Origin of the sequence: Rhodoferax sp., assembly GCF_025354435.1 — a bacterium.
Taxonomy (GTDB): Bacteria; Pseudomonadota; Gammaproteobacteria; order Burkholderiales; family Burkholderiaceae_C; genus Rhodoferax_B.
Genome location: NZ_JANXMU010000071.1, coordinates 16,321 through 34,068, shown reverse-complemented (window position 1 = coordinate 34,068; position 17,748 = coordinate 16,321). Strand labels below are relative to the sequence as shown.

At 63.2% G+C, this 17,748-nt stretch carries 18 protein-coding genes and 1 tRNA gene; 8 read left to right on the top strand and 11 right to left on the bottom strand.

Features of this window, described 5'->3' with window-relative positions; translation table 11 throughout:
* Positions 1–20: 20 nt before the first annotated feature.
* From Q0T48_RS17720 to Q0T48_RS17705, 4 genes are read left to right on the top strand one after another with little or no spacing between them, the layout of a single operon-like run.
* Complete coding sequence (locus Q0T48_RS17720) at positions 21–404, top strand: hypothetical protein (protein WP_295958959.1); 384 nt, start codon at positions 21–23, stop codon at positions 402–404.
* Positions 401–643 (top strand): hypothetical protein, encoded by a 243-nt coding sequence (locus tag Q0T48_RS17715; RefSeq protein WP_295958957.1) that lies wholly within the window; start codon positions 401–403, stop codon positions 641–643. The genes Q0T48_RS17720 and Q0T48_RS17715 overlap by 4 nt, the downstream gene beginning before the upstream one ends.
* The gene (locus Q0T48_RS17710) at positions 615–1,220 is read left to right on the top strand and encodes a Bro-N domain-containing protein (protein ID WP_295958954.1); all 606 of its coding nucleotides are present in this window, start codon (positions 615–617) and stop codon (positions 1,218–1,220) included. Before Q0T48_RS17715 ends, Q0T48_RS17710 begins: the two co-directional genes overlap by 29 nt.
* Positions 1,217–1,975 (top strand): hypothetical protein, encoded by a 759-nt coding sequence (locus tag Q0T48_RS17705; protein ID WP_295958951.1) that lies wholly within the window; start codon positions 1,217–1,219, stop codon positions 1,973–1,975. The genes Q0T48_RS17710 and Q0T48_RS17705 overlap by 4 nt, the downstream gene beginning before the upstream one ends.
* 205 nt (positions 1,976–2,180) lie before the next feature.
* On the opposite strand, the gene Q0T48_RS17700 is transcribed toward Q0T48_RS17705, so the two are convergent.
* The 8 genes from Q0T48_RS17700 to Q0T48_RS17665 all read right to left on the bottom strand — a co-directional run bounded on the left by Q0T48_RS17700 (position 2,181) and on the right by Q0T48_RS17665 (position 11,920).
* Complete coding sequence (locus Q0T48_RS17700; RefSeq protein WP_295958949.1) at positions 2,181–3,548, bottom strand: tyrosine-type recombinase/integrase; 1,368 nt, start codon at positions 3,546–3,548, stop codon at positions 2,181–2,183.
* Positions 3,549–3,644: 96 nt separating this feature from the next.
* Positions 3,645–3,720 (bottom strand) — tRNA-Thr (locus tag Q0T48_RS17695).
* 14 nt (positions 3,721–3,734) lie between these two features.
* Complete coding sequence (locus Q0T48_RS17690) at positions 3,735–4,742, bottom strand: class 1 fructose-bisphosphatase (protein WP_295958947.1); 1,008 nt, start codon at positions 4,740–4,742, stop codon at positions 3,735–3,737.
* Positions 4,743–4,760: 18 nt separating this feature from the next.
* On the bottom strand, positions 4,761–7,454 hold the full coding sequence (gene pepN / locus Q0T48_RS17685) for an aminopeptidase N (RefSeq protein WP_295958944.1): 2,694 nt from the start codon (positions 7,452–7,454) through the stop codon (positions 4,761–4,763).
* Positions 7,444–8,133, bottom strand: a complete 690-nt coding sequence (locus Q0T48_RS17680) for an HAD family phosphatase (RefSeq protein WP_295958942.1) — start codon at positions 8,131–8,133, stop codon at positions 7,444–7,446. The genes pepN and Q0T48_RS17680 overlap by 11 nt, the downstream gene beginning before the upstream one ends.
* A protein-coding gene (prfB, locus tag Q0T48_RS17675) for a peptide chain release factor 2 (protein WP_295958939.1) occupies positions 8,133–9,237 on the bottom strand; the annotation gives its coding sequence in 2 pieces (ribosomal slippage) (positions 8,133–9,155 and positions 9,157–9,237; 1,104 coding nt in all). Before prfB ends, Q0T48_RS17680 begins: the two co-directional genes overlap by 1 nt.
* 80 nt (positions 9,238–9,317) lie before the next feature.
* A complete protein-coding gene (locus Q0T48_RS17670) occupies positions 9,318–10,862 on the bottom strand; it encodes a methyl-accepting chemotaxis protein (protein ID WP_295958936.1) in 1,545 nt (514 codons plus the stop codon).
* A 143-nt stretch (positions 10,863–11,005) separates the two neighbouring features.
* Positions 11,006–11,920, bottom strand: a complete 915-nt coding sequence (locus Q0T48_RS17665) for an alpha/beta hydrolase (RefSeq protein WP_295958934.1) — start codon at positions 11,918–11,920, stop codon at positions 11,006–11,008.
* A 66-nt stretch (positions 11,921–11,986) separates the two neighbouring features.
* Here Q0T48_RS17665 and Q0T48_RS17660 point away from each other — a divergent pair, with 66 nt between their 5' ends.
* The 3 genes from Q0T48_RS17660 to plsY all read left to right on the top strand — a co-directional run bounded on the left by Q0T48_RS17660 (position 11,987) and on the right by plsY (position 14,438).
* Positions 11,987–13,048, top strand: coding sequence for an aldo/keto reductase (locus Q0T48_RS17660; protein ID WP_295958931.1), 1,062 nt, complete (start codon positions 11,987–11,989; stop codon positions 13,046–13,048).
* A 213-nt stretch (positions 13,049–13,261) separates the two neighbouring features.
* Positions 13,262–13,753 carry an aminoacyl-tRNA deacylase gene (locus tag Q0T48_RS17655; RefSeq protein ID WP_295958928.1) on the top strand — a complete coding sequence of 164 codons (492 nt, stop codon included), beginning with the start codon at positions 13,262–13,264 and terminating at the stop codon, positions 13,751–13,753.
* A gap of 37 nt (positions 13,754–13,790) precedes the next feature.
* On the top strand, positions 13,791–14,438 hold the full coding sequence (plsY, locus tag Q0T48_RS17650) for a glycerol-3-phosphate 1-O-acyltransferase PlsY (protein ID WP_295958926.1): 648 nt from the start codon (positions 13,791–13,793) through the stop codon (positions 14,436–14,438).
* Position 14,439: 1 nt separating this feature from the next.
* Here plsY and Q0T48_RS17645 read toward each other — a convergent pair whose 3' ends face one another.
* The 3 genes from Q0T48_RS17645 to Q0T48_RS17635 form a co-directional block, all read right to left on the bottom strand.
* Positions 14,440–15,420 carry a phosphodiesterase gene (locus Q0T48_RS17645; protein ID WP_295958923.1) on the bottom strand — a complete coding sequence of 327 codons (981 nt, stop codon included), beginning with the start codon at positions 15,418–15,420 and terminating at the stop codon, positions 14,440–14,442.
* An 81-nt stretch (positions 15,421–15,501) separates the two neighbouring features.
* Complete coding sequence (locus Q0T48_RS17640) at positions 15,502–16,143, bottom strand: TIGR02281 family clan AA aspartic protease (protein WP_295958920.1); 642 nt, start codon at positions 16,141–16,143, stop codon at positions 15,502–15,504.
* The gene (locus Q0T48_RS17635) at positions 16,143–16,628 is read right to left on the bottom strand and encodes a YajQ family cyclic di-GMP-binding protein (protein WP_295958918.1); all 486 of its coding nucleotides are present in this window, start codon (positions 16,626–16,628) and stop codon (positions 16,143–16,145) included. Before Q0T48_RS17635 ends, Q0T48_RS17640 begins: the two co-directional genes overlap by 1 nt.
* Before the next feature lie 74 nt (positions 16,629–16,702).
* Here Q0T48_RS17635 and murB point away from each other — a divergent pair, with 74 nt between their 5' ends.
* Positions 16,703–17,743 (top strand): UDP-N-acetylmuramate dehydrogenase, encoded by a 1,041-nt coding sequence (gene murB, locus Q0T48_RS17630; RefSeq protein WP_295958915.1) that lies wholly within the window; start codon positions 16,703–16,705, stop codon positions 17,741–17,743.
* The last annotated feature ends 5 nt before the right edge of the window (positions 17,744–17,748 follow it).

Below are 17,748 nucleotides of genomic sequence, written 5' to 3'. Positions count from 1 at the left end.
AACCCCGAAAGATTGAATCAATGAAAACCACCAAAGCCACAGCCACGCCCGCACCTCAAGCCCCCGCAATGCCGGACGTGTGGTTAGACCCCCGCCAAGTTAAAGCACTTCGCGCATCCATCACACCGGAAACCTTGCAGGAGCTGGTGGACTACCAGGAGGAAATATGGGGCGTGCTCTGTATCTCGCACGGCCTTGAGCTACGCGGGGCCTTTGAATCTGGCGAAACAGCCCCCGTTGATGCCCTCGTGCGGATGCTTATCGCCGACTCCCGGGGCATCCGAGAGGCTGCGCTCAATGCCACCGATGAGGCACAACGGGCGGCGATGCGGGCGAACTACGACATTCAGAATGACCCGCTATGGAAGTTGGATTCCACGGGTATCACGGCATTCAAAGCATGAGCGCCGCCACGAGCCCCCACCCAGAAAAGGCGGTCTTCCGCAATCTGGCCCTCCCGGTCTCGGTCTTTGACTACATCAAGGACACCCAGCGCGGCCAAGAGGCCCGCCACGGAGACCGTCTGAGCATTTCGCAGGTGGTCAGCCAGATCATCCGCGAACACCAAACCCATTCAACCCCTGAGCGGTCAATCCGCAGTGAAGCACAAAACAATGTTCCAGCTCTCTTTATCTCTCGCTGAATCCTCAGCCGTCCCGGCCCTGCACTTCATCCGTGAAGGACAGGCACACGCCCTGCGCACATCCATAGGCCCCGATGGGCAACATTGGTTTGTGGTCAAAGATGCCTGCGCGGCGCTGGGCTTGTCCAATGCCTACCGCTCCCTGCTTGCGCTGAGCCCCGAGGAAAAGGGTTCTACACAATTGTCCACCCCCGGAGGTGTGCAGACGTTTGTCACCGTGAACCAGTCAGGGCTATATGCAATGGCCCTGCAAAGCCGCAAGCCTGCCGCCGTTGAGTTCCGCAAGTGGGTTACGGGGCATGTGCTCCCAGCCATCCAGCGTGATGGCGTGTATGTCCGAGGGGAGGAGAGGCTACTGCAGGCGACCTCTCCCGAGGAGGCGCAGGCACAGGCGCAGGTGCTGGCCGAGGTGGCCGCGCAGGGCTTGGCGGCAAAGTATGAGCGCACCCGCGAAGATACCCTTGAGGAGCGAGATGGGCAGCGCAGTGCGTGGAAGATCATGAGCAGGAACCGCAAGCCTCACAAGAAACCGAAAGCCACCAGCCGGGCCGCTTCCAAGAAGGCGGGCACACGATGAAGCCCGGCAAAGCCCCCCAGCCCGTGGCCCTCAAGGCCCCCGAATGGGCCGAGGAGTGGATTCCCTTTGCGGCCATTCAGCAGGTCCACGGGCTGCAGGTTCGGCACAGACTTAACGAGGGGGCAATCAAGCGCTACCAGGACCAGACGCGGGCCGGGAGTCTGCCGCCCCCTATCAAGATTGGACGGACCCCCACGGGCGCTCTGTTCTTGGTCGATGGGTGGCATCGCATGGAAGCCGGGGCACTGCAAACGGTCGATGAGCTGAACGGGCGGGAGGTCTTGGCCCTGGTGGCGGACCTGTCAGAGCGGGAGGTCCGATGGGAGGCCGCGCAGGCCAACATGGGCCACGGCGTGCAACTGAAGCCGAAGGAGTACCGGGAGGTATTCCGGGCGTTCGTGAAGGCGGGCAAGTGCAAGCTCCCCCGTGGGCGGCTGATGAGTTATCGGGAGATTGCCCCGCTCATTGGAAAAGGCCACACCACAATCAGAACCTGGATGATGGCGGACTTCGCAAGCATCGCCGAGCGGATGGGCGGGGATGAAGGCGGAAATGTGAATGCAGAACAGCCCCCGGCTGAGCTTGTCACGCTGGCGGATGAGCAGTGCGCCGAGGCGGTGCAGGCAGCAAAGATGGCCTTGCTGGCACTCCCCGGCTTGTCCCCGCAGCAACGGCACAAGGTTGCGGAGCACCTGCGGGAGGTCTTGCAGGAGGCGGAGCGCCTGGGCATGGAGGCCGAGGTAAGCGCGTTCTGATGGCGTGAGTCTCAAGGCCCCAGTTCGGGGCACAACAGGGCCGCAGTCGGCGCGCCACAGGGGCAACTTGAGGGGGCCGACTGGGCTACTGTTCAAAATGAACAGGTGCAGTGAACAGGAGAGGGCTTAAGTTGTTGTCAGCATTGGACTTTTTGACGCTTTTCGTCGGGTTTTTGAAAACGGCACGCCGAACCCCCTGGAGTCCTCACGGCGGGGGTAGTGCGACCTTATCCAGCCACCCCGCAAGCGCCTTGAGGCCGTGCCCGTTGCCGTAGGTGTCGCCCACATCCTGCGCAGCGTGGCCGTCGATGGCATAGCGGATTTCCTTGGAGCAGCTCACATCCCGCAGCCTATCGGCCATCGTGTGGCGCAGTTCGTGGATAACATGGTCTATGCCCCTGCGCCGTATCCAGCTAACGAGCGTGGCCGATGCGGAAGTGGCGTTGCACTCTGTGGCGGTTGTGTACTGCGGAAAGGCGAACCGCTGACCCGGTGCTACGGTGGCAACTACGCGTTGTGCGCCCCACAGAGCCGCACCCACGAGGGGCACTTTGCGGGCGGAGGCTTTGTTCTTGAGGCTGCGCCACGGGTGCGGCTTGATGTCGATGTACGGTGTGGGCGTGTCAATGTGAATATCCGCCAGGGCCATGCCCGTGAGTTCCGCAAGTCGCGCCCCGGTGTCAGCGCAAAGGGCTATCAACCAGCGGGCGGAATCGTCTTTCTTGACGCACTCAGCGTAGAGCTTGGACAGGTCCGCAGCGGAATACGGGTTGCGTTCTTCTCTGTCGTCGCCTTCACCTGCGATGGCGATGTTCTCGAACGGGTTTGCTTGCTGTGGGTCTTTCTCAATTCGCCACGTGGTGAGCACCGCACGCATAGCGCCCATCAATCGGCGCACGGTGGTTGTTTTGCTCCCTCCTGCCAATGCCTTTTCAATGTAGCTGCGCACATCGTCGCGGGAGAGGTCTTTTACAGCCTTGTCCCCGGTCACCGCCAAGAGAGCCGCCCATGCCCTGCGCTGGTAAGTGGTGAATTTGAGATCATCCCGCTTTTTGTGGATGCGTAGATGCAACTCCAACGCCTCAGACAAGATAGGCGGCAATGTATGGGCATGCAACAGCTTGAGGGCCGCAAGCTCCAAAGGTGGCAAGACTTCCGCAGGCGTTAATTCTTGGTATGCCGCATCGTCCAAGCCCAGAGCGATAGCATGGGCGTGGGCTTTGTCTTCCAGTGCCCCCAGGAAGTGTTCCGCCTCAATTGATGCCGCTGCATCCGCTGTGCCTGGAATGACCCCGAAGGTCTGTAGGAGGGCTGCAGCGTGGACCCTGAGGGCCTGCGGGGAGGACTCAGGCGCAGCCAGCAAGCCAGACCATTCCGCCTCGAACTCCTTGTTCAGGGCTGCAACCCGCCGGGCGGCTGTGGGAATGTCCACGGGGCCGAGGTTGATTTTTATCAGGCTGGACGTATAGCGGCCCCGCAAGGCCCGTGGAATGGCCCGCTGGTAATAGATGGAATCACCGCGCTGGTACGTGTTCTTTATTGTCACTAGGAGGGGGCCAAAAGCCTTGAACATGGGCGGTATGCCGTGGAGTTACCACGGAAATTACCACACAGAAGACCCTAGGTGTCCCGCAAACCCAGCATTGACGCGGGCTGCGGGACTTTTGGATGGTGCCGGAGAGATGAATCGAACATCCGACCTTCTCATTACGAATGAGCTGCTCTACCAACTGAGCTACACCGGCACATAAGCCTTCAATTATAGCTTGTCGAAATAGGCCACTGCCTGGGCGACTTCATTTTTGGACCCCAGCACCACGCTCACGCGCTCATGGAGCTTTTGCGGGACGATGTCGAGGATGCGCTGGGTGCCGGTGCTGGCGGCACCACCGGCCTGTTCGACCAGCCAGCCCATGGGGTTGGCTTCGTACATCAGGCGCAGCTTGCCGGGTTTGCCGGGTTCGCGCTTGTCCCAGGGGTAGAGGAAGATGCCGCCGCGGGTGAGGATGCGGTGCACGTCGGTGACCATGCTGGCGATCCAGCGCATGTTGAAGTCTTTGCCGCGCGGGCCTTCCGTGCCTTGCAGACAGTCGTCGATGTAGCGCTTCACCGGTGTGTCCCAGTGGCGCATATTGCTCATGTTGATGGCAAATTCTTGCGTGTCCACCGGGATCTGGACGTTTTCTTGCGTGAGGAAGAACGAGCCCTGCTCGCGGTCCAGGGTGAACATGGCAACGCCGTTGCCCACCGTCAGCACCAGCGTGGTTTGCGGGCCGTAAAGGCAGTAGCCTGCGGCGACCTGGTTCTTGCCGGGCTGGTAGAAGTCTTGCTCGACCACGGCGGCATCGCCCTTGGGCTTTTTCAGCACGCTGAAGATGGTGCCGATGCTGACGTTCACGTCGATGTTGCTCGAGCCGTCCAGGGGGTCGAACAGCAGCAGGTATTCGCCCTGCGGGTAGCCGTTAGGCACGGCGTAGATTTCTTCCATTTCTTCCGAGGCCATGGCCGCCAGGTGGCCGCCCCATTCGTTGGCTTCGATGAGCACTTCGTTGGCGATGATGTCCAGCTTTTTCTGGATTTCGCCCTGCACGTTTTCCGATTCGGCCGAGCCCAGCACGCCACCGAGCGCGCCCTTGTTGACGGCGTGGCTGATGCCTTTGCAGGCGCGGGCCACGACTTCGATCAGCAGGCGCAGCTGCGACGGGATCAAGCCGTCTACGCGTTGCTGTTCGACCAGGTAGCGGGTGAGAGAGATGTGTTGCGACATGGGGATTATTCCTTCTTGTTAGTCTGCCAGTGCACGGGAAACCACCTCGCGCACGTCGTTGCTGAGGTCGGTTTTGGCGGCCACGCGGCCCAGCGCTTCGCGGGCGGCGGTGCGGTAGGGTTCGGCCAGATTTTTCCAGCGGTCTAGGGCGCGTGCCAGGCGGGCGGCCACCTGGGGGTTGATGCCGTCCAGCTCGATGACGCGCTCACTCCAGAACACATAGCCCGCCGCATCCTTGCGGTGGAAGGCACCCGGGTTGGCGCTGCAGTAGCTAAACACCACGCTGCGGGCGCGGTTCGGGTTGCGCAGGCTGAAATCGGGGTGCTTGAGCAACTGGCGCACGGCGGGCAGGATGTCACCGTTGCGGTCGGTGGCACCGGCTTGCAGGGCAAACCATTTGTCCAGCACCAGCGGCTCGTTCTTAAACAAGGCGTGGAAGCGGGGCAGGGCCTGCGCCGCCAGCGGGTGGCCGCTGGAGACCAGGGCGCTGAGCGCGTTGAAGCGGTCGGTCATATTGCCCGCATCCTTGAAGCGCTGCAGCGATTTACCGGGCCAGACCGTGTCGCCACTGGCTTGCGCCGCCAGGCAGAGCTGGCTCAGGGCCATGCCGGTCAGGGCGCGGCGGCCGCTGGACAGCGGGTCGGGCGAGTAGGCCCCGGTATCGCTGTAGGTGGCGTAGACCCAAGCCCAGTCTTCTGCCAGCGCCTGCGCGAGCTGGCTGCGCATGGCTTCGCGCACTGCGTGGATGCGCTGCGGATCGACCACATCCAACTGCTCGGCCAGGTAGGTTTCCGACGGCAGGGTCAGCACCAGTTCCTTGAAGGCAGCATCCAGATCGGGGTGGCGCAAGACGCTGCGCATGGCCTCGATATAGGCATCGTTTAGAGGGTTTGCGCTGATTGGATCAGCGTGGGCAGCTATTAAAGAAATAGCGGACCGCACGGCCAGGCGCTGCCCGGCTTCCCAGCGGTTGAAGGCATCGGTGTCATGCGCCAGCAGGGTCAGCAGCTGGGTGTCGGTGTAGTCAAACGCCAGCACCACCGGGGCCGAGAAGCCGCGCAAGATGCTGGGCACGGGCTCGGCATCCAGGTTGACGAAGGTCAGCGTTTCTTCGGCCTCCGACATCACGAAGGTGTAGGGCGCGGTGAGTGTGGAGCCGTCGGCGCTGTGCAGGGCGAGCTCGGTGCCGTCTTGCGCCAGCAGGCCCAGGCCGATAGGGATCACGAACGGCTCCTTGGCGGCCTGCCCCAGCGTGGGCGCGCAGCTTTGCGCCAGGGTCAGCGTGTAGCTGCGCGAGGCTGCGTCATACATGCCTGAGGCCTGCACGCGCGGCGTACCGGCCTGGTTGTACCAGCGTTTGAACTGGGGCAGCAGGCGCGCTAGGTCGGACTGTGGATTGGCATCGGCAATCGCCTGGGCGAAATCGTCGCAGGTCACGGCCTGGCCGTCGAAGCGCTCAAAGTACAAGGTCATGCCCTTGGCAAAGCCGTCGCGGCCCACCAGGGTTTGCATCATGCGAACCACCTCGGCACCCTTTTCGTAGATGGTGACGGTGTAGAAGTTGTTGATCTCGATGTAGCTGTCGGGCCGCACCGGGTGGGCCATGGGGCCCGCATCTTCGGGGAACTGGGCGGTGCGCAGCACGCGCACGTCTTCGATGCGCTTGACGGCTTTGGCCGACGGGTCGCGGCACAGGTCCAGGCTGAACTCCTGGTCGCGGAAGACGGTCAGGCCTTCTTTCAGGCTCAGCTGGAACCAGTCGCGGCAGGTGACGCGGTTGCCGCTCCAGTTGTGGAAGTACTCGTGGCCCACCACCGACTCGATATTGGCGAAATCGGTGTCCGTGGCGGTGGCCTGATTCGCCAGCACGTACTTGGTGTTGAAGATGTTCAGGCCCTTGTTTTCCATTGCGCCCATGTTGAAGTCGCTGGTGGCGACGATCATGAAGCGCTCCAGGTCCAGCGGCAGGTTGAAGCGGGCTTCGTCCCAGGCGATGGAAGCCATCAGCGAATGCATGGCGTGTTCGGTCTTGTCCAGGTCGCCAGGGCGCACAAAGACCTGCAGCAGGTGGTCTTTGCCGTTGCGCGCGGTGATGCGCTGCTCGCGGCTCACCAGCTGGCCAGCCACCAGTGCAAACAGGTAGCAGGGCTTGCGGAACGGGTCTTCCCACTTGGCGAAATGGCGGCCATCGTCGAGCAGGCCGTGGTCTACCAGGTTGCCGTTGCTCAGCAGCACCGGGTACTTGGCCTGGTCGGCGCGCAGCACCACGGTGTAGGTGGACATCACGTCCGGGCGGTCCAGGAAGTAGGTGATGCGGCGAAAGCCCTCGGCCTCGCACTGGGTGAAGAAGGTGTCGTTGCTGACAAACAGGCCCATCAGCTTGGTGTTCTTGATGGGCGCGCAGGTGGTGAAAATCTCCAGGTCAAACGCGCCGTCGTCCACGCTGGGCAGGTTCTCCAGCACCAGCTGGCTGCCTTCGATCTTGAAGGAAGCCCCTTGGCCGTTGACCAGCACGCGCGCCAGGTTCAGCTCTTCGCCGTCTAGGCGCAGCGCCTGGGCGGGCACGTCGGGGTTGCGGCGCATGCACATCTTGTTGAGCACGCGGGTTTTGGCAGGGTCCAGGTCAAAGCACAGCTCCACCGTGTCGATCAAGAAAGCAGGCGCGGTGTAGTCGGCCCGGTGGATGGCTGTCGCCTGTCCTTCACGGTACATGGAGGGTCTCCAAAAAATTCGATTGCAAAAGTTCTTCGTAATTGTGCACAGTGGCGATGACGTGCGGCCCGGCCAGCTCCTCGGGCGTGTTGCTGGTGCAGATGGCTACGGCCCGCATCCCGGCCCGGCGTGCAGCTTCTATGCCAAAGGGTGCATCTTCGAACACGATACAGTGCTCTGGCGCAATACCCACGCGCTGTGCAGCTGCTAAAAAGATAGCGGGTGTGGGCTTGCCACTCAAGCCCTCGTCGCCGCGCGCAATCGCATCCGGCGGTGGGTTCATTTGCAAATGGCCCAGTGCGAATTCCACATTGTGGATATCGCCCGCCGTGCCCACGCCCACCTTCAGGCCCCGCGCCCGGGTGGCGGCGTAAAAGGCGGTGAAGCCTTTGACCTCTTGGAAGATCGGCCCAAAGATATCGCGGTAGAGCTGCTCTTTCTCGTGCACCAGCGCCCAGGCGTGTGCCTCGTCCATCTCCGGCTGGTCAAGGATCAGGCGCACGCATTCCAGGCCGGTGCGGCCCGTGGTGCGGCGCATCAGCTCGGCAATGTCCATTTCCAGGCCATGCTTCTGGGCAAAGTCCAGCCAGGTGGACGTGTGGTGCGGCATGGAGTCAATCATGGTGCCGTCCATGTCGAAGAGGATGGCCTTCACTGGCTGCGAGAGAAGAGCTTGCATTACACGCCTTGCTTCAAAGAGGCTTCAATAAAGATGTCCAAATCCCCGTCCAGCACCTTCTGCGTGGCCGAGACTTCGACGTTGGTGCGCAAATCCTTGATGCGGCTGTTGTCCAGCACATAGCTGCGGATCTGGTGGCCCCAGCCTACGTCGGTCTTGGTGTCTTCCAGCTTTTGCTGGGCTTCTTGCTGTTTGCGCAGTTCGAAGTCGTACAGGCGGCTGCGCAGGCGCTTCCAGGCGACGTCGCGGTTGCTGTGCTGGCTGCGGCCATCCTGGCACTGCACCACGATGCCGGTGGGCAAGTGGGTCAGGCGCACGGCCGAATCGGTCTTGTTGATGTGCTGGCCGCCTGCGCCGCTGGCGCGGAAGGTGTCGGTGCGCACATCGCTGGGGTTGATGTCGATCTGGATCGAGTCGTCGATCTCGGGGTAGACAAACACGCTGGCAAAGCTGGTGTGGCGGCCGCCCGACGAGTCGAACGGGCTCTTGCGCACCAGGCGGTGCACGCCGGTCTCGGTGCGCAGCAGGCCGAAGGCGTATTCGCCCTCGATCTTGATGGTCGCGCCCTTGATGCCGGCGGTGTCGCCGTCGGTGATGTCTTCCACCGTGGCGGTGAAGCCCTTGCGCTCGGCGTAGCGCAGGTACTGGCGCAGCAGCATGCTGGCCCAGTCGCAGGCTTCCGTACCACCGGCACCGGCCTGGATGTCCAGGAAGCAGGGCAGGGGGTCGGCCGGGTTGTTGAACATGCGGCGGAATTCGAGGGTTTCGACCTCGACGGCCAGACCGGCGGTGTCCGTTTCGATGGTCAGCAGGCCGTCGTCGTCGCCTTCTTCCTTCGACATTTCGAACAGTTCGGTGTTGTCGGCCAGCTCACGGGTGAGCTTTTCCAGCATCAGCACCACGGCGTCGAGCGACTTTTTTTCCTTGCCTAGTTCCTGGGCTTTTTTCGGGTCGTTCCAGACGCTGGGGTCTTCTAGCGAGGCATTGACGGTGCGCAGGCGTTCGGCTTTGGCATCGACGTCAAAGATACCTCCGTAAATCTTCCGTCCGCACGCTCAGGGTGCTGAGTTGGTTGCCAATGGTGTTGATACGTTCTGCGTCCATGAGATTCTTCCTGAAGTGGGTGCCGGGGGCTAACCGATTATTTTCTCATGCCACGCAGTGCCGTTTTGCGGCTGTGCGCTTCAGGCCAAAAGCCGTGTTCCGCCCAGCCGGAATACCGACACGGTGTGCACCAGTTCGGCCGCCTGGTGCTTCAGGCTGTCGGCGGCAGCCGCGCTTTGCTCGACCAGGGCGGCGTTTTGCTGGGTGGTCTGGTCGATCTGGGTGATTGCTTCGCTGATTTGCTGCACCCCCAGGGTCTGCTCGCGGCTGGCGGCGCTGATGTCGCCCATGATGTCGGTGACGCGGCGGATGGAGGCCACCACTTCCTGCATGGCGGCCCCGCTCTCATCCACCAGCGCCGTGCCCTGGGCCATGCGCTGCACGCTGGTCTGGATCAGGCCTTTGATTTCGCGGGCGGCATCGGCGCTGCGCTGGGCCAGCAGGCGCACCTCGCTGGCCACCACCGCAAAGCCCCGGCCCTGCTCCCCGGCGCGGGCGGCTTCTACGGCGGCGTTCAGCGCCAGGATGTTGGTCTGGAAGGCAATGCCGTCGATCACGCCCACGATGTCGGCGATCTTGCTAGAGGCCTGGGCAATGCCGGTCATGGTGTCGGCCGCGCGGGTAAACACCTCGGAGCCGCGTACGGCCACGCTAGAGGCCTGCAGCGCCAGCTGGTTGGCGTGCTGGGCACCGTCGGTGTTTTGTTGGATGGTGGCGCCCAGTTCTTCCATGCTGGCGGCGGTTTCTTCCAGGGCCGAGGCCTGGGCTTCGGTGCGGGCGCTCAGATCGTGGTTGCCTGCGGCGATCTGGTGGCTGGCGCTGGAGACGCTTTCGGCGCTGGCGCGTACGCTGCCGACCACCTTGGACAGGCTGGTTTGCATGCTATTGAGGGCGTTGAGCAGGTCGGCCAGCTCGTTTTTACCCACCACGGCCTGGGCGGCGGTCAGGTCGCCGCTGGCCACCGACCGGGGCACGCCCAGCGCATGGCCGATGCGGGTGGTGATGGTGCGGCTGAAGCGCCAGCTCGCCAGCATCACGGCCAGGCAGACTAGCAGCATGACGGCCAGGCTGATGCGGGTGGCGCGTTGGCCGGTCTGGGCGGCCAGGTCGGCCACGGCACTGCTGTCAGCGGCGATGGTTTTTTCGGCATCGTCCAGCAGCTTGGCGGGTTCGCGGTCCATGCCTTGCACGGCCTTGTCGCCCACGGTGGGGTCGAAGTCGGCGGCTTTGAAGGCTTCCAGCCCCTTGCGGTAGGCTGCACCCATGGTTTGGTGGGCCTGCGCAAAGCGCTCGACCAGATTGCGCGCTTCGCCCGACGGCAGGGCCTGTTGCAAGGTGCTGGCGGCTTTGGCAATGCTGCTCTCCTGGGTTTCAAACGACTTCCAGTAGCGCGCCAGTGCCTCGGAGTTTTTGCCGCGCAGCAAGACGTTTTTCCATTCCTGCACCTGCACCTTGAAGTCATTGAGCAGGTGGGAAATGGCGCGTTCGTTGGCGTGGCTGGACTGCACCGTGGTCTGGTAGGTGTTGAGCGACTGGTTCAGCTGGTAGATGCCAAACAGCGCGGCACACAGCACCAGCACCATGGCGGCGGCAAACGCCAGGGGAAGTTTGAGACTCAGTTTCATACTTAACCGCTTTGCAGCGCCCGTGTAGCCAAGGTGCTTACATACTGACACAGATCACCGCCAGGCGCTATGCAATCAATTGCTATTTAATTAATAGCTATATGTCAAGGTGGAACATGCGCTAGAGGCCTAAAAAGCTTGCATTATTCGGCTAAAAAATCCTCTACCAACCGGGCCAATGCTGCGGGCTGGTCGTGGTGCAGCATGTGGCCCGCGTCCTGGACCACCGCCACCGTGGCCTGGGGCACCGACTGCAGGCGCTCGTGGTATTCGGCCAGCGTGTAGCCCAGGCCCCAGCGGGCCAGGCTGTCGTCCGAGGCTTCGACCGACAGCGTGGGCGCGGTGATGCGCTGGTACACGGCCACAGCCTCGTCCACGCGGAACAGCTGGGGGTTGCGCAGCTTGTGGGCCGGGTCGCCCAGAATCTGCCAGGGCCGGGTGCCGTCGTTCTGGATGGTAGGGGCCGACCAGTGCTGGGCCAGCCAGTCGGCCTTGTCCTGGGGCAGGCGGGGGTTGGTCTTCATCAGGCGGCGGGCCACGCCGCGCAGGTCGGGGTAGGTTTTCAGGCCCATCTCGCCCTGGTGCAGGCTGTGCAGGCCGTCCATCCATTGGGCGAAGCGGCCCGGTGCCTGGGCGGCCTTGGTGGCGGGCATGCCAAAGCCCTCCAGGTTCACCAAGCGGCGGATGCGCTCGGGGCGCACACCCGCATACAGCATGGCCACGTGGCCGCCCATGCTGTGGCCCACCAGGTCCACGGCCTGGCCGGGTGCGTAGTGGTCCAGCAGAAAGTCCAGGTCGGCCAGGTAGTCGGGAAACCAGAAGCTGTCGGCCCCGCCGCTGCCGGTCTGGCCAAAGCCGCGCCAGTCGGGGGCCAGGATGTGGCGGTCTTGCGCCAGGGCATCCACCATGAACTGGTAGCTGGCGGCCACGTCCATCCAGCCGTGCAGCAGCACCAGGGGCGGCTGGCCGGGGCGGGGCTGGCCCCATTGGCGGACGTGGTAGCGGATGGTGCGGATAGGGATGAACTCGCTGCGCGAGGGGCGTTGGATGGCGTACATGGCGCAATATTAGCCACAGCCATGTTGTAGGATGGAAAAAACCCCCTTCTGACTACCTCCGACCCCATGAAAAAAATCCAACTCGGTCAAAGCGACCTGCAAGTCACCGCCGTTTGCCTGGGCACCATGACCTTTGGCGAGCAGGTGGATGAAGCCCATGCCCACGCCATCCTCGACCGCTCGCTGGAGCGCGGCGTGAACTTTGTGGACACGGCCGAGATATATTCCGTGCCCGCCCGGGCCGAAACCTACGGTGCCACCGAAACCATCCTGGGCCACTGGTTCATGAAAAACCCCGGTGCACGGCACAAAGTGGTGTTGGCCACCAAGGTGGCGGGCCCGGCGCGCGGTATGGGCTGGATCCGCAACGGCAGCGCCGACCTGACCCGCGCCGAGATCATCGACGCCTGCCATGGCAGCCTGCACCGCCTGCACACCGACGTAATCGACCTCTACCAGATCCACTGGCCGGTGCGCCACGTGCCCGCGTTTGGCGGCGTCTACTTCGACCCGGACAAAGACCTGCCGGTGTCCTCCATCCACGAGCAACTGGAGGCCCTAGCCTCCCTGGTCAAGCAGGGCAAGGTGCGCAACATCGGCCTGTCGAATGAAACCCCGTACGGCGTGCACGAGTTTGTGCGCTTGGCCGAGCAGCACGGCCTGCCGCGCGTGGCCACCGTGCAAAACCCCTACTGCCTGATCAACCGCACCCTGGAAAACGGCCTGGACGAAACCATGCACCGCCTGGGCGTGTCGCTGTTGGCCTATTCGCCGCTGGGCTTTGGCCTGTTGACGGGCAAGTACGATGCCTCGGGCACCACCGGCCCGGACGCACCGCAGGGCCGCATGGCCATGTTTGAGTCGATGCGCAAACAGCGCTGGGGCCGCCCCGAGGCGCTGGAAGCCGCGCGCCGCTACAACGCCCTGGCCCGCGCCAACGGCATGACCCCCACGCAAATGGCGCTGGCGTTTTGTAATTCCAAATGGCAGGTGGCCAGCACCATCATCGGGGTCACGTCCCTGGCGCAACTGGACGAGTGCCTGGATGCCTGGGGCAAGACCCTGCCCGCCGACCTGCTGGCCGCCATCGACAAAATCCGCTGGGAACTGCGCGATCCAGCCCAGTGATTAGGCTCACCCCCAGGCTCACACTTCGTGTTTCCGCCAACCCCCTTGCAGGGGGCGAACCCAGCGGTCCGGCGAAGCCGGTCCCGCGGGTTCTCTGGGATAAGCCCGGAGTGTTAATGTGCATCGGAGGTGTTTTTAGGTTGTTATAATTTAAATAGCTACTAGCGTAGGTGGTACATGCGCTAGAGGCACTTTTTATATAAATTTTTGAGTATGGCCAAAGCTGCGCATATTTCCGAGACCCCCGCCACCCAGTTTCTCAAAGCGCAGGGCGTGGCTTTCACTGAGCACCCCTACGCCTACGTAGAGCACGGCGGGGCCCAGCACAGTGCCGAGGTGCTGGGGTTGGACCCGTTCACAGTCGTCAAAACCCTGGTGATGGAGGACGAGCACGCCAAGCCGCTGCTCGTGCTGATGCACGGCAACCGCGCGGTGTCGCTGAAGAACCTGGCGCGGCAGATCGGCTGCAAATCCGTCACGCCCTGCAAACCCGAGGTGGCGAACCGGCACAGCGGCTACCTGGTCGGCGGCACCTCGCCGTTCGCCACCCGTAAAACCATGCCGGTGTACATCGAGGCCGCCATTTTGGAACTTCCCCGCATCGCCATCAACGGCGGGCGGCGCGGCTACCTGGTGGGGCTGGACCCGCAGGTGTGCGTGCAGCTATTGAATGCAAAGCCGGTGGACTGCGCCATACCCCTGTGACGAACAGGCAAAATGCGCTCCAGTTTGGAGACACATTTTGACCACGATTTACCCGACCATCTACCCTGTTTTGGCCACCCTGGCCGCCTACCTGCTGGGCTCTTTGTCGTTTGCCGTCATCGTCAGCCGGGTGATGGGTCTGAGCGATCCGCGCACCTTTGGCAGCAAAAACCCCGGGGCTACCAACGTGCTGCGCTCGGGCAGCAAGCCCGCCGCCATCGCCACCTTGCTGCTGGACGGCGTGAAGGGTTGGCTGCCGGTGGCGCTGGTGGGCTGGTACGGCGCACCCTACGGCATGGAAGACGGCACCATTGCCTTGGTCGCGCTGGCAGCGTTTCTGGGCCATCTGTACCCGGTCTTCTTCAAGTTTGTGGGCGGCAAGGGCGTGGCCACCGCGCTGGGTGTGCTGCTGGGCATCCACCCGCTGCTGGGCCTGGTGGCCATGCTGACCTGGCTGCTGGTAGCCTTCATCTTCCGATTTTCGTCACTGGCTTCGCTGGTGGCCACGGCCCTGGCCCCTGTGGTCTATGTGCTGGGCAGCGGTGGAGCCTGGTACAGCGAAACGCCGGTGCTCATCTCTATCTGCGTGATGGGTGCGCTGCTGTTCTACCGGCACCGCGAAAACATCGTGCGTTTGCTGGGCGGCAAAGAGTCTCGCCTGGGCAAAGGCAAAAAACCGGCTTGAACTAGCGGGCTGCGGCCCGGTCTGCGTAGATGCCCTGGCGCAGCAGGCTCTGGTGGTTCACGCGGACCTTCACCGCGTCCTGGGTCAGCGCGGCCTGGATCAACGGGCTGCTGGTGGCGGTGCGGTGCAGGCGGGGTGGCGCAAACGCTTCGCCCTTGCGGTTCAACAGCATGGCCACCAGCGGGTGGTTGGCTTTGGCGCTGCGGCGCAACACCACGGCGGTTTCGCCACTGTCCATGCGCACATAGGTGCCGGGTGGGCACAGACCAATGGCGCGCACCAGCGCAAAACCTACCGGGTCGTGCGCGCCCAGGGCGCTGGCCATGATGCTGCGCACCGAATCCGTTACGCTGCGCCCGGTGCGCGATTTGCGCGGGCTGACCATGGCGGCATAGCGGTCCACCACCCGCAGGGTGTGGGCCAGCCGGGGCACCAGGCCCAGGCTTTGGATGTCGCTGCGTGGGTCGTGTGCGCTGTGGTGGGTGGCCACCACGTCCAGCCAGTCGGTGTCGGTGATGCCTACGTCCACCAGCACCTCGCGGCTGGTGGCGGCATGGGTACGGATCTGCGCCTGCTGGGTGTCGCTGGGTTGGCTGGTTTGCACGGCCAGGGTGTCTTGCAACTGGGTCATGCCGATGTTCATGGTCATGGCGGCACACACCAGGCTGTCGCGCTCGCTGTCTACCAGCCGCAGCTCCTGGGCGGTGATGTGGCACAGCACGGCGCACACCAGGGCGTGCAGGGCGCTGTAGCCGACCGACGCATTGGTGGCCAACTGGAACAGCAAATACAGCGCGGTGTCGGTGTCTTGTTGCAGCAGGTCTTGCATCCAGCGGTCGTACTGCCGGATCTTGGATTCAAAGTCGGGGATGTTGCGCGGATTGGCCAGCACCATGGCCAGGCCCGACTCCAGATCGGCCCACAGGCTGAGCAGGTCTTCGTAGTCGGCATCCTGCGGGTGGGGCAGTTGGGTGGTGGACATGGATCGGGGTGGGGCAGTCTTGCTTGTATCGTCTGCAGGCGGAATTTATCAGAGAACGTAGTTTGCCAACTGTGGGGCGCGCTAGTAGCGCCGTTCCAACACCATCTGGTCGTTGATGCGGGTCATCTGGAACTGGGTCAAAAAGCTGTTGCCCAGCAACACGTAGGGCATGGATGCCGGGGTGATCACCGCCTCTACGCCCGGCAGCTCCACATCGCCAATGCGCACCGAGGCCAGCCGTACCCGCCAGCCGACCGAGTTGCCATTGGCCGTGCTCATGTTGACCTGCTGGCCAGTTTTGTAATTGATGCCTATGCGCTCGGCCTCGTTCACGCTCAGGCTGACCGCCGTGGCACCGGTGTCCACCACAAACTGCATGGCCTGGCCATTGATCTTGCCGGGGCCGATGAAGTGGCCCTGGCTGTCGGCCGTGAGCACGATCTTGTTGCCCGCCCCTTTGCCTTTGACGCTGACCGGCGACTCGCCCATGTGCAGCGTGGCGCGCTTGCCCGCAATCTCCACCACCGCTTCTTCGTTGGCAGCCGACACCAGCTTTACCCCCAAATAGGTTTCGCCCGGCGCTACGCTTTTAGGCGCACGGCCATCGACCAGCAGCAGGGCCTTGCCGCCCATCATGCCGCTCAGTGCCACGGTTTGGGCTTGCGCGCCCGCCACCACGGCCGCGCAGAGCACGGTCAGGCCGAGGCGGCGCAGGGTGTGCATCAGTCTCTTTGGTTGTTGAAGCTCAGAGGCAGGTCGGTGATCTCTTTGCGGATCAGCGCCATGGCCGATTGCAGATCGTCGCGCTTGGCACCGGTAATGCGCACCGAATCGCCTTGAATGGCGGCGGTGACCTTGAGCTTGCTGTCCTTGATGGCGCGGGTGATTTTTTTCGACACTTCGGTCTCGATGCCGCTGCGCACCGTGATGACCACTTTGACCTTGTCGCCGCCCATCTTCTGCACGTCGCCCTTATCGAGGAACTTCACGTCCACATTGCGCTTGGTGAGCTTGTTGGTCAGCACGTCCATGATCTGGTCGAGCTGGAATTCGGCGTCGCCGATCAGGGTGATTTCCTTGTCTTTCAGCGCAATGCTGGCCGAGGTGCCCTTGAAGTCGAAGCGGGTGGTGATTTCTTTGGTGGTGTTGTCCACGGCATTGCGCACTTCGGGCATGTCGGGTTCGCAAACGGTATCGAATGAAGGCATGGTTTTCTCGGAAATATGGTGTGGGCGAGGGCTGTATTGGCAGATGGCCCGCCGCCCGGTGGGACAATCTAGGCATGTTAATCGAGAAAAATGTTCCCTTGCGCGGCTATAACAGCTTTGGCATCCATGCCCGCGCCCACACGCTGGTGCGCATCCGCAGCGAGGCCGATCTGCAGGCGCTGCGCTCCGATGCCACGCTGCATCCGCAGCCCAAGTTTGTGCTGGGCGGTGGCAGCAACATCGTCATCACCGGCGATGTGAAACCCCTGGTGCTCAAGGTCGAAGTGCTTGGCAAGCGCCTGGTGTCCGAGACCGATAAAGCCTGGGTGGTCGAGGCCGGAGCCGGGGAGAACTGGCACGACTTCGTGGCCTGGACGATGGACCAGGGCTACTGGGGGCTGGAAAACCTGGCCCTCATCCCCGGCACCGTGGGGGCCACGCCGGTGCAAAACATCGGAGCCTACGGCGTGGAGCTGCAAGACCGCTTCGAGGCGCTGGACGCGGTGGATTTATTGACCGGCGACAGCTTTACCCTGAACGCCGCCCAGTGCGCCTTTGGCTACCGCGATTCGGTCTTCAAGCACCAGGGCGGTATGGGGCTGGAGGGCCGGGCGCTGATCACCCGCGTGCGTTTCCATCTGTCCAAGGCCTGGAAACCCGTGCTGGGCTACCTCGATCTGGAAAAGAAAATGGCCGCTACCGGCATCACCGCGCCCAGCGCGCGCCAGATCTTCGACTGGATTTGCGAGATCCGCCGCGCCAAGCTGCCCGACCCGCAGGTGCTGGGCAACGCGGGCAGCTTCTTCAAGAACCCCACCGTCAGCGCCGAGCAGTGCGCCGACATCATCGCCCGCGAGCCCCGCGTGGTGTATTACCAGCTGGCCAACGGCACGGTGAAGCTGGCCGCAGGCTGGTTGATCGACGCGTGTGGCTGGAAGGGCAAGTCGGTCGGCAACGCCGCCGTGTACGACAAGCAGGCGCTGGTGCTGGTGAACCGCGGCGGGGCCGAGCACCCGGCCACCGGCGGCGAGGTGATGACCCTGGCCAAAGCCATCCAGACCAGCGTGTACGAGCGCTTCGGCATCCGCCTGGAGCCCGAGCCGGTTGTTGTTTAACTTCT